Here is a 15362-nt window from a genome sequence, read left to right as displayed (position 1 = left end):
AACTAACTTATCGTCAAAAAGTGTAATATATGACAACGCAAAATATAAAATCCAAAGTAGATGATTCTTCCGATGAAATCGATTTAAAGAAACTCTTTGGTGTTTTACTAGACTCGAAATGGTTGATTCTAACTGTAACATTTGCTTTTTCTATCGCAGGGGTTGTTTATGCGTTGTTGTCAACACCCATTTATAAAGCAGACGCACTTCTTCAGATAGAACAGAAAAGTTCCAGTGGAATATCGGCTCTTGTTGGAGATATGGGAGATGCATTTTCTTCTAAATCATCGTCTGACACCGAAATTGAAATTATTAAATCAAGAATGATTCTTGGAGACACAGTCGATAAATTTAATCTGACCATAGTCGTAACGCCTGAATATATACCTGTAATTGGGAAAGGACTTTCAAGGCTATTCGGTGAAATAAATCATATATCAGTTTCTCGCTTTGAACAGCCAGATGCTACCTCTGAACAGAAAGCAGAAATCGTTGTTCAAGATAGACAGCGAGGCATTTATCAACTTTTTGTCGGTGGCGATTCGGTATTGACAGGAAAAGTAGGAGAGTTGGCTGAATCCAATGGGTATAAAATATTTATATCTGATATTCAATCGGAAGATGGTTTTAGGTTTTCTATCGCTAAAAGAAGCAAACTGGATGCAATATCTTTTCTGAGCCAAAACTTATCAATTACAGAAAAAGGCAAGAATACCGGAATTATTTTATTGAGTTTTGTTGGTGAAAATAAACAATTTATAAAGAAAATATTGGACGATATTAGTAAAAATTACTTTCTTCAAAATGTAGAAAGAGAGTCGGCAGAAGCTGAAAAAAGTCTATCATTTCTTAAAGGTCATCTTCCTGAAATTAAAGTAAAACTAACAATGGCGGAAGACGAACTAAATAATTTTCGTCGACAAAATGATTCCATTGATTTAGGACTTGAGGCTAAATCCACGTTGGATGTTATGGTTAAGTTAGAAACTCAACTTAATGAATTAACATTTAAAGAGAGTGAGGTTAGCCAGAGGTTTACCAAAGACCATCCTGCATATAAGTCTCTTTTAGATAAAAGACAAACATTATTGAATGAAAAGGAAAAACTGAATAAGCAAGTTCAGAAGCTACCCAAAACACAGCGAGAAATATTGCGCTTAACAAGGGATGTTGAAGTAAACCAACAAATTTATGTCCAATTACTCAATAAGGTTCAGGAACTCAGTATTATTAAGGCAAGCACTGTCGGCAATGTTAGAATTCTGGATACTGCCGAATCATATTCTCAAGCCGTTAAGCCAAAGAAAACCATTACAGTTATTTTGTGTACAATGTTTGGCGCATTTTTGAGTATGGGTTTTGTTATTCTTAAAGCGGCGTTCCACAAGGGAGTCGAAAGCCCGGATGAAATTGAAGCATTGGGTTTATCGGTATATGCCAGTGTTCCTAAGTCCAACTTGCAAATAGAGTTAGCCAGTAAACTGAAAAGCAAAGGGCGCCGAAATCACGGCACAACGTTACTTGCGGAGTCAAACCCTGCAGATTTATCGATAGAAGCTCTGCGTGCGCTGCGAACCAGTTTGCATTTTGCGATGATGGAAGCAAAGAACAACAGAATTATGATTTCTGGCCCGGCTCCGGGAATCGGAAAATCATTTATTTCAACAAACTTTGCGGCTGTTGCTGCTAAGACCGGGCAACGTGTTCTGCTCATTGATGCAGATATGCGAAAAGGTTATTTGCAACAGTGCTTTGGTCTAAAATGGGACAATGGTTTATCTGACTATCTTTGTGGGAAAATTAAGTTAGAGGAAACCATTCGTCAAACGAGTATTGAACATCTGGATATTATTACTCGTGGTCAGGTTCCACCGAACCCTTCTGAATTGTTGATGCATAAGCGATTCAGGGATTTACTGGATTGGGCAAGTGAAAACTATGATCTGGTACTCATTGATACCCCGCCAGTGCTTGCGGTGACTGATCCGAGTATTGTTGGGGCATTTGCTGGTACCACTTTAATGGTGGCTAGGTTTGGCCAAAATACAGCCAAAGAAATCGATGTTGCACGTAATCGTTTCGAACAATCGGGTATTGAAGTCAAAGGCATCATTCTGAATGCGGTTGAGAAGAAAGCGTCCAGCTCATATGGGTATGGCTATTACAACTACAGTTATGAATCCAATAATAAATAAGACAGTTGGCAGAACTTAAGTATGAAGATTTTAGTAACAGGTGGCGCAGGATTTATTGGCTCTGCGGTAGTTCGACACATTATTCACAATACTAATGATTTGGTAATCAATGTAGATAAGCTAACGTATGCTGGGAACTTAGAATCGTTAAATAGCGTGTGTGATAGTGAGCGTTATACTTTTGAACAGGTTGATATCTGCAATAAATCTGAGTTGGAACGAGTGTTTGCATTGCACAATCCGGATGTTGTAATGCATTTAGCTGCTGAGTCGCACGTTGACCGTTCTATTGACGGTCCTTCCGCGTTCATAGAAACGAATATTATAGGTACCTACAACTTACTGGAAGTCAGTCGTCAATATTGGAATTCTCTAGACTCTGAAGCAAAGTCGAAATTCCGTTTTCACCATATTTCGACAGATGAAGTCTACGGTGATCTTGACGGGAGCGATGATTTATTCACCGAAGAGACACCTTACGCGCCGTCCAGCCCCTACTCAGCGTCAAAAGCATCAAGTGACCACTTGGTGAGAGCGTGGATGAGAACTTATGGTTTGCCGACAATTGTGACTAACTGTTCTAACAATTACGGGCCATATCACTTTCCTGAAAAGTTGATTCCTTTGATGATTCTTAACGCTTTAGACGGCAAAAAATTACCTATCTATGGAGATGGTCTGCAAATTCGAGATTGGCTATATGTTGAAGATCATGCGAGAGCTTTATATCTAGTTGTCAAAGAAGGTGTGGTAGGCGAGACGTATAACATTGGTGGGCATAATGAAAAAGCGAATATTGACGTCGTAAAAACGATCTGCACTCTGCTTGAAGAACTCGTGCCCAACAAACCTTCCGGTGTTGGACAATATCTAGACTTAATTACTTATGTAACAGACCGCCCGGGACACGATGTTCGATATGCAATTAATGCGGCAAAAATCGAACGCGAGCTAGGATGGAAACCACAGGAAACCTTTGAATTGGGTATTCGCAAAACAGTTAAATGGTATTTGACCAATCAAACTTGGTGGTCGAGAGTACTTGATGGTTCATATACCGGTGATCGCCTGGGTGTAACTCAGGAGAAGTTGCAATAATGAAAGGTATTATACTTGCGGGGGGCTCTGGGACTCGTCTGTATCCTCTAACTCGTGGTGTATCCAAGCAATTGCTGCCTATTTATGACAAACCAATGGTGTTTTATCCGATCTCGACTCTGATGTTGGCGGGTATCAGAGAAATCTTGATTATCACAACACCAGACGACAATGCTGCTTTTAAGCGTTTATTAGGTGATGGCAGTGATTATGGAATACACCTTGAGTATGCAATTCAACCAAACCCGGACGGTTTAGCTCAGGCTTTTATTATCGGTGAAGAGTTTATCGGTGATGATAGTGTCTGTTTGGTGCTAGGGGACAATATTTTTTACGGACAATCTTTCAGTAATACCCTCAAGAATGCAGCAGCGAGGCAATCGGGTGCGACAGTCTTTGGTTACCAGGTGAAAGATCCCGAGCGTTTTGGTGTAGTAGAATTTGACGCCAACATGAAAGCTATCTCCATTGAAGAGAAGCCAGCAAAGCCTAAATCGAGTTATGCTGTTACGGGATTATATTTTTACGACAACCGAGTCATAGATTTTGCTAAAAACGTAGAACGCTCAGCTCGAGGGGAATATGAAATAACCTCTATCAACGAGATGTATTTATTTGATGGATCACTAAATGTGGAATTGCTGGGGCGTGGATTTGCCTGGCTAGACACAGGAACGCATGAGAGTTTGCATGAAGCTTCATCTTTCGTACAGACCATAGAACACGTTCAGGGACTGAAAGTCGCTTGTTTAGAGGAAATTGCATGGCGAAATGGATGGCTGACAAGAGAAGATATTAAGAGACTTGCAGAACCTATGCTTAAAAATGAGTATGGACGTTACTTGCTCTCTTTGATTAAGAATTGAGGAGAGAGTGATGAAAATATTGATTACAGGAAGTAATGGCCAAGTTGGGCAGTGTCTAGTTGAGAAGATTCGGGATAGTGTTGAACTACTTGCTTTGGATAGAAACCAATTGGATATTACTGATCAGGCGGCAGTTTTAGAAACTGTCGCTCAGTTTGAGCCTGATTATATCATCAACGCCGCTGCTTATACGGCTGTCGATAAAGCAGAGAAAGAAATTGAACTCGCTTATGCGGTGAATAGGGATGGCCCCGAATATCTAGCCTTCGCAGCACAAAAATATGGGGCAGTATTTCTCCATATCTCAACAGATTATGTTTTTGATGGTGCAAGTGAGCACCCCTACGAAGAAAGCGATGTCACCGCCCCGCAAGGAATCTATGGTAAAAGCAAATTAGCAGGGGAAGTTGCAGTTGCAGCTCAATGTTCTCGGCATATTATCGTTCGTACAGCATGGGTCTTTAGTGAATATGGGAATAACTTTGTTAAAACCATGCTAAGGCTTGGCTCTGAGCGAGATATGGTGAGCGTAGTGTCTGATCAGTTTGGTGGGCCGACGTATGCTGGGGATATAGCAAATACTTTGCTTGCAATGGTCAGCTTCGTTGAACGTGGCGGTACACCTGAATGGGGCGTGTATCATTTTTCGGGTATGCCTCACACGTCTTGGTATAAGTTTGCGAATGAAATTTTTATGCATGCCAAGCGGGCTCAGATTTTAGACAAACTACCTTCAACTTTTGCCATTACCAGTTCGGAATTCCCTACTGCAGCGAAGCGTCCTGCCAATTCTCGTTTAAACTGCCGGAAAATATTTGAACAATTTGGTATCGAACCCAGTGATTGGCTGAGTGCATTAGATAATATTGAAAACTACAAGTAAAAGACATGAAAGTAATTGATACAAATATACCCGAAGTAAAAATAATTGAGCCGACAGTCTTTGGAGATGAAAGAGGTTTCTTTATGGAAACCTGGAACCAAAAAGAGTTCGATGAGCGTGTTACCGGAAAATTAACTTGTTTTGTCCAAGACAACCACTCAAAGTCAAAAAAAGGCATTTTACGAGGACTTCATTATCAAACAAAGAATACCCAGGGAAAGCTTGTTCGTGTAGTTCAAGGGGAAGTCTTTGATGTCGCAGTTGACCTGCGCAAACAATCACCCACTTTCGGCCAGTGGGTGGGAGTGTATCTTTCGGCAGAAAATAAGCGTCAGTTGTGGGTGCCAGAAGGATTCGCACATGGTTTTTACGTAACAAGTGAAGAAGCTGAATTTGTGTACAAATGTACTAATTATTATGATCCTGCTTCAGAAGTATCGATAAAGTGGGATGATGAGCATCTGAATATTGTGTGGCCGATCACTACCCCTCCTCTGTTATCTGGCAAGGATATGTCTGGCGTAAGCTTCAAAAATGCACAATTTTTTAATGGTAAATAAAATGAAAACAACGATATCAATATGCATTCCTTCTTATAATCGCCCACAAGAATTAGCTAGACTATTAGACTCTATAGACTCTAACTACAGTGAAAATATAGAAGTTTTAATATGCGAAGATAAGAGCCCTAAAAGGGATGAGATAAAATCGGTTGCTAACAGTTATAAAGAAAGAACCAAGTATAAAGTTGTTTACCACGAAAATGAAACAAACTTGGGTTATGACAACAATATTAAGAATCTGGTAAAAAGAGCTTCCAACGATTTCATTATATTTATGGGGGATGATGATGTTTTCATTCCTGGTGGGTTAGATAAAATGATGTCATTTTTGAATGAGAATAGTAGTCTGGGTTATATCCTAAAGTCTCATCAACACCGATTCAAAAATGACAATGTTGAAAAGTTTAGATATTTTGATGGGACAAAAATATTTGTCAAAGGTCAGGAAACTTACGTAAAGCTGTTTAGAAGAAGTGTATTTATTTCAGGTTTTACGATAAACCGACATTACGTAAAAGATTTAATCATCGATGACTTTGATGGTGGGTTGTTATATCAGCTATATTTGCTTGCTGAAGTCTCCATAAATTACGATTGTGCGTATTTTGATGAGCCTCTCACAATGGCATTTGAGGAAGGCATTCCTTACTTTGGTACTTCTGAGTCCGAAAAAGGCCGTTACACGCCAGGAACAATTACTGTTGAGAATTCATTAAACTTTCTCAAAGGATTTTTTGATATCACACGATATATAGATAAAAAATACAACCTAAATTCAACGAGTCTTGTTAAAAAGGACATGTCTAAGTACTTTTATCCAAGTTTAGCAATACAAAGAGATAAAGGAGTAAAAGTTTTTCTAAGCTATGTTAGCAAACTAAATGGCATGGGTTTTAATTGTTCAATCTATTATTATATCTATGTGGTTGCTTTAACAATTTTCGGTAAAAACATTTGTGACAGAATTGTAAGTGAACTAAAAAATGTTCTAGGCAAAACGCCACAGTTATAATCATATGTTTAGAAAACTATTAAGAAATAAAGAACTGCTCTGGACGGTATTTGCACAATTTCTGCAGATGAGTTCTGGAGTGGTCTTAATTAAGTTATTGACCAGCAATCTTTCTTTGACCAGTTATGGTACATTCTCACTTGTTATGGCAGCGAGTGCATTTGTATTAACTGTACCTTTCACTGCGCTTCAGCAAGGTTTTTATCGTTATAGGTCAACATACATAAAGAAAAATAAAGGGGAAGAGCTGTATTCCTCGATGATTTTCGGCATTTCTACCCTGGTTGTAATATACGTCTTAATATCTTATGTAATATCTTTGCTTTTCTTTAAAAATGAAATATGGTATACGCAATTTTTCACAATAGCTTTTTTTGTCTCCACCGAAGTAATAAAGATATATGTAAGAGCCATAGTCAATGCTGATAGGAAAAGAAAACTTTACTCTCTTGCTATAATAACGGAATTTTCAACCAAGTTATTATTCGTTGCCATTTACTTCAATTTTCCATCAATCAACGTGCTCTATATTGTGTTGCTTTATGCAATATCAAATACGATGAGTATTATGGTTTGTATGAAAGGATACATTAGTCATATCAGATACATACCATGGTCATCTTTCTGGAACGTATGGAAAAAAACGTTAACATTTTCTGCCCCTTTATTGATTTGGGCTATTTTTGGTTGGTCGAGAGATTCATCGCTTCGGTGGATTATAGAGACAAAACTTGGTACGTCTGATGTAGCAGTATTTACCGCAATCACATCAATTGCAGTTATAGTGCCATTAGCATTGCAGTCACTAGTGTCAGCCTATATTATACCTATTCTTTATCAAAATGATGAAGGAAAAAATAGATATGAAGTCGATAGAAAATTTAGTCGATTCATTCAGATTCTTTACTTGTTTGGTTTTATAGGTTTTGTATTCCTTATTTTCTATTCAGATATAGTGATTGAATTGTTCACCGATGAAAAATATCTAGCATATTCATGGGCATTACCATGGGCGTTTATATCCTACTATCTATTCTGTTGCGCTATGTTAAATGGTACGACATTACTTGTTCAATATGATACAAAGAGTTTACTATATCCTAATTTACTTTCAGGTATCGTTATCCCTTTTGTTTTCTTTATTTATGGTGAAAATTTTTCATTTAAGTTAGCAATAGCATCCTATTTCACATCATATTTAGTTTACTTTTTATCAACGACAATAATTGTTTTTAAATCAAGACGTAGATACTAAAATAAATTTTTAAGTGTGGTTAATGAATGTTGTTTTGACTTAATTGTAAATCCCAATATAGTAGGATTAATATGGAAACAATATATACTATATCGACTGTTATTTTCTTAGTTGTTGTTTTGTTGTCATTATACATTTACTATTCCAAGTCAGGGAATATTTTCAATCCTTGGTTCATTATTTCTTCTCTCTCTATACTGGATGTGTATATTCCTGCTGTTATAAGGTTAGTTAACAAAGAGTTAAACGTTTATGCATCTTGGATGAGCCATTTAGATGAAACTGATATTATTTATGGTGTTATAGTCTATTTTATTGGATGGGTGTTTTTTAGTTTAGGATATTTTCTATCAAAGAAGATGAAATTTGGAGGCGAGGGAAAATATGAAAGATATATCAGTATTAAAAGAACTAGAAACTTACTAATTTTTAGTTTGTCATTCCTTTTGCTTTATTTTTACTTGACGTTGTCGTTTTTTGGTGGTGTGAGTAACTATATTTTAATTTCTTTGTCTGAAAGATTTAATAATACTGTAGAACTACCATATTATTTGTCAATGCTTGGACAAGTAAAAATTATGGCAATGTCTATAGTCTTTATATCTAGTTCACTCATATTTAGTTCCGATCTTATTAAGAAAAGATATCCAAGACTGAGGTTTACTTTAATCTTTATATGTCTAGCTGTAGCATTTACAACATTATTTAGAGGCACCATATTAAATTTCTTATTAGGCTTTGGTGCTTTAACTGCCTATATTATCAATAAAAATAATATAGGCACAGGCAAAAGGGATTTAAAGAACCTATCTAGAAAAGTAGTCCTTATTGCTGTTGGGCTATTTATAGTTGTTGGAGCTTCAAGAACGTTATATATAGCTCGGAACGTGTCAGAAATAAACAATGTGTCATTTTCATTTGTAAATGAGATAAACAAGAACTTAACGGGAAGTTCTCTTTTAGGTGTTTCTTCTATAGTTAAGTATTATGGAGAAGATTCGGATAGACTTTTTATGGGGAAAACTATTACAGATATGTTATTGATGCCCGTACCAAGATCTATTTATCCTAGCAAACCAGAATGGTACGGTATTGATGACATTACCCGAAAAATGGGATGGCCAGAAACCACTCAATCGGCTACATCCATTCAAGGAGAATTGTTTGCCAACTTTAGTTATCCTGGACTGGTTTTAATGATTTTATTTGGATGTATATTTGGTATTTTTTCAAAATGGTCTGAAAAAAATATCATAAATGCTTCTTTATATTCATTTGTCGTAATTCCTGCAACATTAACGACATTTTGGATGTCGACAACAGGTCTAATTAATGCTCTAAAATTTCTACCATTCATATATTTGCTGTTATTTGCTTTTTCTTCCAAGAGACTTGATTAATAAAAGTTGTTTTTTTCATTTACAACGCGACTTTAAAGATAGGTCGTATTATAAACAATGGTGGTTAGGTATATGAAAATACTTGTGGTCGCAGATTGGCATGGTGCAGAGATTTATGCAGAAGTGTTCGCCAAGTCATTTGAAGAGTTGGGACATGAGGTTCGCCGATTTAGCTGGAAAGAATACTTTAAACACTATCAATATTCTACTAGATATGAAACGGATAATAATAAGATTAAGTCAATTTATTATAGGCTTCAGAACAAGTATATATTAGGTCCTGCTGTAAATAAAATAAATAGAGACTTAATTGAACAGGTGAACCTGTTCAAGCCTGATTTAATTTTTATTTATAGAGGCACGCACATACATCCATCAACGTTAAAAGAAATTAAAAAAAATACGAGTAGCAGAGTTTTTGGGTATAATAACGATGACCCTTTTTCTCCTCGTTACCCTAAATATTTCTGGAGACATTTTATCAACAGTGTACCGCTTTACGATCATCTATTTTGCTATCGTGAACATAATATTAATGAATTTTCTCAACTAGGTAATACAAATGCTTCTTTACTGAGAAGTTATTACACGCATGAAAGGAACTTCAAATTAGATAATATTAATAAAAAATATGATGTTATCTTTATTGGTCACTTTGAAGATGATGGAAGAGATTCGTGCATGTTGGATCTTTTGGAAAATAATTATATCGTTAAACTATTTGGTACCGGTTGGGAAAAGTCAAAACTATATCAAGAAATAGTGAGGTTAAATGGTGAGATTTCTCCTGTATACGATGACTATAATTTAGTTTTGAACCAATCTAAGGTTGCTCTTGTGTTTCTTTCTAAACTGAATAGAGACACCTACACTAGACGTTGCTTTGAAATACCAGCAACAGGCACAATGATGCTCTCAGAGTTCACTGAAGATCTCGCATCGCTTTATGAACCAGGTGTAGAAGCTGATTTCTTTAAGTCCAAAGATGAGCTAATCAAAAAAGTGGAATATTATATGTCTAATACAGAATTGGCATTAAATATAGGTGAATCTGGTAGGAGACGATTGATATCTGACGGTCATGAGGTTTTAGATAGAGCGAAACAAGTTCTAAATAAATACCATGAAGGTAGTGAAAATGAATAATTCGGTTTATCACCTAAAAAAAATTCTTAAAAAATCTGCGCTGCTTAAAAAAATAAATGCAATTTTAAGTGGCTTAAAGTTAGAAAAAAATTACGATAAAATTTTTGGACATGTCACGCCTATTATAAATAGTTTAAGTGATGATAAATATAATGAATTAAAATGTAAGGCTATAGAAAAAATAACCAAAAATCAAAAACCAAGAATCATCTGGGTTGGTGCAAATTATGAACAAGATTATTCTGGTTTCGTTCAAGCATTGTCAAGAATTGGTGATGTGACAGTATTTACTCGTAACAGTGGATCTTATGGATTAGAGGCTCCTGTTATTCGTGAAAGTATTATTTTTGATAAAGAGCGACAGAAGAATAGCGATAGATTGTATTCAATTTTTGAAGAGTTAGGCGGAAGTCAAGGTGTTGATGTCGTCATGGGACAGATGTGGTCTACTTTGGTTGATCCTGCTGTCTTAGATAAAATTCGTTCGACAGGTGTTGTGGTCATTAATGTCGCCATGGATGATAAGCTGCCTGTACATTGGAAGACAGATTCTCGCGGGAGATTGGCTGGAGCCATTGGTTTAGCTGATAGTGTTGATCTAACTCTCAATACAAGTAAGCAGGCTGTAAGCCTGTACGCAGAGAGAGGATTACCTTGTATCTATTGGCCTTTAGCCAGTGATGGCGGTGTGTTTGTGCCTGCTGAATCCAAAAAATATGATGTTGTTTTTATTGGCTCTAACTATGGTGTCCGAGCTAAAGTGATTTCGGATTTACTTTCGGCTGGTATTGATGTGAAGGCGTTTGGCCCTGGTTTTCCGTCAGGCCTACTAGGCCCAGAAGAAAGTGCAAAAATTTTCGGAGAAGCAAAAATCGTTTTAGGAATTGGATTTGTTGGATATAGTCAACGTATTTCTACCCTTAAACTACGCGATTTTGATGCTATGTTCACTGGAGCACTGTATATAACTTCAAGAAATGAAGATCTTGAAGAGATATTTTTCGAAGGTGAACATATAGCTTACTATGATTCCACTCAGCATCTTATTTCTCTAATAAAGTATTACCTAGAACATGATGAAGAGAGAAAGAGAATTGCAAGAAGTGCTTTGAAAAATGCAAATGCTCATCATCGTTGGGATAGTAGGATAGAAGATATATTTAATTTTTTGGGCGTGAAATTTGAACAATAAAATATTAATGATAGGGCCATTTCCTGAGCCTATTCATGGGATGTCTCTGAGTAACGAAATTATTTATAGCAACATATCATTATGTAAAGATATTGATGTTTATAAGTTTGACATAACATTATCCAGAAGGTTAAAAAGCAAAAATTCACAGGGTAAATTAAAATTAGTGCCGCTTATCGCCTCTTTGTATAATTTTGCCAGAATGATTTTGTTTTTACTTTACCATAGAAAGTCTATTTGTTATTTCACTCCACCTCAATCTGCTTATGGTTACCTCAGATTAGTTCCAGGAATGTTATTGTCAAAGATTTTTGGAAGTCGACTTATTGTTCATATGCACGGCGCAAAATTTATTTCCTATTTAGAACGTTCTCATAAGCTAGTTAGGAAAGTAATTTTGTGGTCATTAAAATATGTTGATGACTTCATTGTTTTAGGTGACTCACTAAAAGATAGCCATTCTAAAATTATAAGCGCGAATAAGATTAGAGTATGTGAGAATGGAGTTTTGGATCCGGAATATAAAGGTGATAAAATTAATGATGAGAAAGTAAATGTATTATTTTTAAGTAACTTAATGAAGGATAAGGGAATTTTTGAATTCTTGGATGCTGTTGAAAAACTTGATGATAATATGTTTAATTTTGATATTGCCGGAGCAATAGAAACTAGCAACAATAAGCATATAAATGAGAGACTGAATAAGCTAGGCTCTAAGATAAATTACCATGGTGTAGTGAGTGGTGAAAAAAAAGCACGTTTGTTTGAAAATGCAGATATATTTGTCCTACCTTCTTATGATGAGGGACAGCCGCTTTCTATTTTAGAAGCTTATAGTTATAAGTGTGCAGTCTTAGTCACAGATGTAGGTGGTGTTTGTGATATATTTAAAGATGGTATAAATGGAAGGTTTATAAAGGTAGGCAGCTCCTCTTCGATAGTTTCTTCTATAAAAAATATGACAAAAACAGAAATAGAAATTTTCGGGAATGTTAATCTGCAAAGTTACTATGCAAAATTCACGGAGCAGGCTTTAGTTAAGCGTATTTTGAAAATTTTGGTTGATTAGTTATCTTCTGAACAATTTAGGATTAAACGTAAAATGAACAATGAAATAGATTTCTTCATTCAGTTCGATATCAAAGCAAGACAATTTGTTGAAATGGATTGGGGAGGATTAGAGGTAGATAAATTAAGTGACAATGAATATAAGCTATCTCTCTCTGACCACGTCCAAGATGATGACCATCACCATGGTTTAGTTTTTAGTAAGACCGAGTCTGGCTTTACTCTATCTAACGACTTTTTTTGTACTATTCCCGTTTATTTTATTGAAGAAGAAAACTTTTTATATCTCTGCTCGAACTTTGAACGATTGACGAAGTTCTGCAACAGCAGTGTTGATTTTACCGGTGTGTGGGAATCGCTTTTATTTGGCAGCTGTATATATGATAGAACTATCTTTAATCAGATTAAACAATTGCCGTGTTTACATAAAATTGTAGTAGATGATAAAAATGTAGATATGATACGTCAGCCACCGTTAGAGTTCTTTATCGATTCGTCTAAGACACCAGATGAATTATTAGACGGGATAGATGAAAGGTTAACCGAGATATTCTCACGATTTTCAAATAAATTAGATTATGTGATTGGTGTTAGCGGTGGACTAGATAGTCGACTTACATTAGCTTATTTGAATAAAGTTGGTATAAAAAACGTTCAACCATTCACTTTTTTTGCTAGTGATAACAGTTTAGAATTTTCCCTAGCTAAAAAAGTATGTGATAAGTTTGAATTCGCTCAACCTATAGGCTTTAAATTGAGTGATGAATCTTACAATAGTTATCTGAAGTTTCTCTCTAATAGCTCTGGTGCTCAAATAGGTTATCATCATTCACATATATTAAGCTGTCTTGAACAGTTGAAAAATGTAAATTCTAATTATATTCAAATATCCAATTATTATACTGATGCGATATTTGGATGGGCAACAGAAAATAATAAGTTATCCGGATTGGATTCTTGGTCTAGAGCCGTTAAAGGTCTAGAGTTTTTGGATGAGAAGATTAAGGATGAAATATTATTAGACATTGAAAATGTATTTCATTCATTTGATGATAACCAAAATTTTTCATCTAAAGATGAATACAAATATATTTTTGAGAGGAATCAAAAGTTCCATATCAGTTTAGCGTTTCAACAAAATAGGATTTGTAAAACACTTTTGCCTTATTGTGACTATAAACTTATGAAACTGGTCTTTTCTTTGCCATTAACTTATCGCGCCAATAAACGTATCTCTGATCTCCTTTTGACAAGATTGAACGGCGGCAACTTGTATTCGTTGTCTTCTAGACAAATGATTGATGGGAAAGGATTCTCTCAAAAAGAAGGATTGAGCAAATTAGTCGAGAGTTTTCGATTTAGAGTTGATAATTTTTTATCGTTGGTTATTTCTAGGCTAACTTGTGGTAGAATTGTTTATAAAAATAAATATCAGTCGGAAGCTCATTATAATTTGTACTATTCATTGAAATGTAAAGGCCAGATAGATGAAGACCTTAATATTTTGAGTGATATCGGCATTACTAGTAGTTCGGCTGTTCAGTGGTACAAGAGCATGTCTCCTAGGAATGGTAAGACTGCTTATTTTTTTCAGCTTCATACGTTGGCAAGTTATTTGAAATATAAAGATATTAATTAGGTAGATAGATATGTTTAGTAATAAAGTTTTATTGATAACAGGTGGCACTGGGTCGTTTGGTAATGCGGTTTTAAATAGATTCCTAGAAACGGATATTAAAGAGATTCGAGTTTTTTCTCGTGACGAGAAGAAGCAAGATGATATGCGCAAAAAATACAATAACCCCAAGCTAAAATTCTATATTGGCGACGTTCGCGACTATAACAGTGTATTGACTGCAACTCGCGGTGTTGACTTTATCTACCACGCAGCAGCATTGAAACAGGTTCCTTCTTGTGAGTTCCATCCAATGGAGGCTGTAAAGACGAACGTTCTCGGTACTGAGAATGTACTAGAAGCTGCAATTACTAACCAGGTTAAACGCGTGGTTTGTCTGAGTACAGATAAGGCTGTTTACCCAATTAACGCGATGGGCATTTCCAAAGCGATGATGGAAAAAGTAATGGTTGCTAAATCTCGTAATGTTGATGCAACGAAAACCGTAATTTGTGGTACTCGATATGGAAACGTAATGGCGTCAAGAGGTTCTGTTATTCCTCTTTTTGTCGATTTGATTAAATCAGATAAGCCGATGACGATTACTGATCCATCGATGACTCGTTTTATGATGACTTTGGAAGATGCGGTTGATTTGGTTCTTTACGCATTTGAACATGGTACGAACGGCGACATTTTTGTTCAAAAAGCTCCAGCAGCTACTGTTGAAACATTAGCTCAAGCGCTACGAGAGCTACTTGGAGTAAAAGAGCATCCAATCAATGTCATCGGCACTCGTCACGGTGAGAAGCTCTTTGAGGCGCTGTTAAGCCGAGAAGAAATGGTCGCTGCGGTCGATATGGGAGACTACTATCGTGTTCCACCAGACCTAAGAGATCTAAACTACGGTAAATATGTAGAAGATGGCGATGCAAGAATTTCGCAAATGGAAGATTATAACTCGCACAACACTGAACGACTGGATGTTGAGGGTATGAAGTCCCTACTTATGAAACTTCCGTTTATTCGAGCCATGTGTGCTGGTGAAGAATACGAACTGGATGCATGA

Annotated in this window: 13 protein-coding genes; all 13 read left to right on the top strand. The window is 36.1% G+C overall.

Translation table 11 applies throughout. From position 1 onward, the window contains the following. Positions 1-29: 29 nt before the first annotated feature. The 13 genes from DYA43_RS13360 to DYA43_RS13300 all read left to right on the top strand — a co-directional run bounded on the left by DYA43_RS13360 (position 30) and on the right by DYA43_RS13300 (position 15362). Entirely contained in the window at positions 30-2195 is a 2166-nt protein-coding gene (locus DYA43_RS13360; protein ID WP_061056994.1) for a polysaccharide biosynthesis tyrosine autokinase, read from the top strand. Positions 2196-2216: 21 nt separating this feature from the next. Continuing rightward, the gene (rfbB, locus tag DYA43_RS13355) at positions 2217-3293 is read left to right on the top strand and encodes a dTDP-glucose 4,6-dehydratase (RefSeq protein ID WP_061056993.1); all 1077 of its coding nucleotides are present in this window, start codon (positions 2217-2219) and stop codon (positions 3291-3293) included. Beyond that, positions 3293-4159, top strand: a complete 867-nt coding sequence (gene rfbA, locus DYA43_RS13350) for a glucose-1-phosphate thymidylyltransferase RfbA (RefSeq protein ID WP_061056992.1) — start codon at positions 3293-3295, stop codon at positions 4157-4159. The genes rfbB and rfbA overlap by 1 nt, the downstream gene beginning before the upstream one ends. A gap of 10 nt (positions 4160-4169) precedes the next feature. After that, on the top strand, positions 4170-5042 hold the full coding sequence (gene rfbD / locus DYA43_RS13345) for a dTDP-4-dehydrorhamnose reductase (RefSeq protein ID WP_061056991.1): 873 nt from the start codon (positions 4170-4172) through the stop codon (positions 5040-5042). Between the two features lie 5 nt (positions 5043-5047). Then, a complete protein-coding gene (gene rfbC / locus DYA43_RS13340) occupies positions 5048-5602 on the top strand; it encodes a dTDP-4-dehydrorhamnose 3,5-epimerase (protein WP_061056990.1) in 555 nt (184 codons plus the stop codon). Position 5603: 1 nt separating this feature from the next. Next, on the top strand, positions 5604-6617 hold the full coding sequence (locus DYA43_RS13335; protein ID WP_061056989.1) for a glycosyltransferase family 2 protein: 1014 nt from the start codon (positions 5604-5606) through the stop codon (positions 6615-6617). A gap of 4 nt (positions 6618-6621) precedes the next feature. Continuing rightward, entirely contained in the window at positions 6622-7872 is a 1251-nt protein-coding gene (locus DYA43_RS13330; RefSeq protein WP_061056988.1) for a lipopolysaccharide biosynthesis protein, read from the top strand. 71 nt (positions 7873-7943) lie between these two features. Then, positions 7944-9272, top strand: a complete 1329-nt coding sequence (locus DYA43_RS13325; RefSeq protein ID WP_061056987.1) for an oligosaccharide repeat unit polymerase — start codon at positions 7944-7946, stop codon at positions 9270-9272. Positions 9273-9344: 72 nt separating this feature from the next. Next, a complete protein-coding gene (locus DYA43_RS13320) occupies positions 9345-10418 on the top strand; it encodes a CgeB family protein (RefSeq protein ID WP_162268969.1) in 1074 nt (357 codons plus the stop codon). Further along, positions 10411-11610 carry a CgeB family protein gene (locus tag DYA43_RS13315; RefSeq protein WP_061056985.1) on the top strand — a complete coding sequence of 400 codons (1200 nt, stop codon included), beginning with the start codon at positions 10411-10413 and terminating at the stop codon, positions 11608-11610. Before DYA43_RS13320 ends, DYA43_RS13315 begins: the two co-directional genes overlap by 8 nt. Next, on the top strand, positions 11600-12679 hold the full coding sequence (locus DYA43_RS13310) for a glycosyltransferase (protein ID WP_081094787.1): 1080 nt from the start codon (positions 11600-11602) through the stop codon (positions 12677-12679). Before DYA43_RS13315 ends, DYA43_RS13310 begins: the two co-directional genes overlap by 11 nt. A gap of 33 nt (positions 12680-12712) precedes the next feature. Continuing rightward, complete coding sequence (locus tag DYA43_RS13305) at positions 12713-14317, top strand: asparagine synthetase B family protein (RefSeq protein WP_061056983.1); 1605 nt, start codon at positions 12713-12715, stop codon at positions 14315-14317. Between the two features lie 10 nt (positions 14318-14327). After that, the gene (locus DYA43_RS13300; RefSeq protein ID WP_061056982.1) at positions 14328-15362 is read left to right on the top strand and encodes a polysaccharide biosynthesis protein; all 1035 of its coding nucleotides are present in this window, start codon (positions 14328-14330) and stop codon (positions 15360-15362) included.

The organism is Vibrio fluvialis (assembly GCF_900460245.1).
GTDB lineage: Bacteria > Pseudomonadota > Gammaproteobacteria > Enterobacterales > Vibrionaceae > Vibrio > Vibrio fluvialis.
Note: the sequence above shows the minus strand (reverse complement) of the source record. Positions and strands in the feature narration are given on the sequence as shown.

What these genes read in the sequence shown, in the direction of transcription:
- DYA43_RS13335 (WP_061056989.1), top strand. Translation starts at nt 5,604, where the DNA reads ATGAAAACAACGATATCAATATGCATTCCTTCTTATAATCGCCCACAA.
- rfbC (WP_061056990.1), top strand. Translation starts at nt 5,048, where the DNA reads ATGAAAGTAATTGATACAAATATACCCGAAGTAAAAATAATTGAGCCG.
- rfbD (WP_061056991.1), top strand. Translation starts at nt 4,170, where the DNA reads ATGAAAATATTGATTACAGGAAGTAATGGCCAAGTTGGGCAGTGTCTA.
- rfbA (WP_061056992.1), top strand. Translation starts at nt 3,293, where the DNA reads ATGAAAGGTATTATACTTGCGGGGGGCTCTGGGACTCGTCTGTATCCT.
- DYA43_RS13325 (WP_061056987.1), top strand. Translation starts at nt 7,944, where the DNA reads ATGGAAACAATATATACTATATCGACTGTTATTTTCTTAGTTGTTGTT.
- DYA43_RS13305 (WP_061056983.1), top strand. Translation starts at nt 12,713, where the DNA reads ATGAACAATGAAATAGATTTCTTCATTCAGTTCGATATCAAAGCAAGA.
- DYA43_RS13330 (WP_061056988.1), top strand. Translation starts at nt 6,622, where the DNA reads ATGTTTAGAAAACTATTAAGAAATAAAGAACTGCTCTGGACGGTATTT.
- DYA43_RS13320 (WP_162268969.1), top strand. Translation starts at nt 9,345, where the DNA reads ATGAAAATACTTGTGGTCGCAGATTGGCATGGTGCAGAGATTTATGCA.
- DYA43_RS13360 (WP_061056994.1), top strand. Translation starts at nt 30, where the DNA reads ATGACAACGCAAAATATAAAATCCAAAGTAGATGATTCTTCCGATGAA.
- rfbB (WP_061056993.1), top strand. Translation starts at nt 2,217, where the DNA reads ATGAAGATTTTAGTAACAGGTGGCGCAGGATTTATTGGCTCTGCGGTA.
- DYA43_RS13300 (WP_061056982.1), top strand. Translation starts at nt 14,328, where the DNA reads ATGTTTAGTAATAAAGTTTTATTGATAACAGGTGGCACTGGGTCGTTT.
- DYA43_RS13315 (WP_061056985.1), top strand. Translation starts at nt 10,411, where the DNA reads ATGAATAATTCGGTTTATCACCTAAAAAAAATTCTTAAAAAATCTGCG.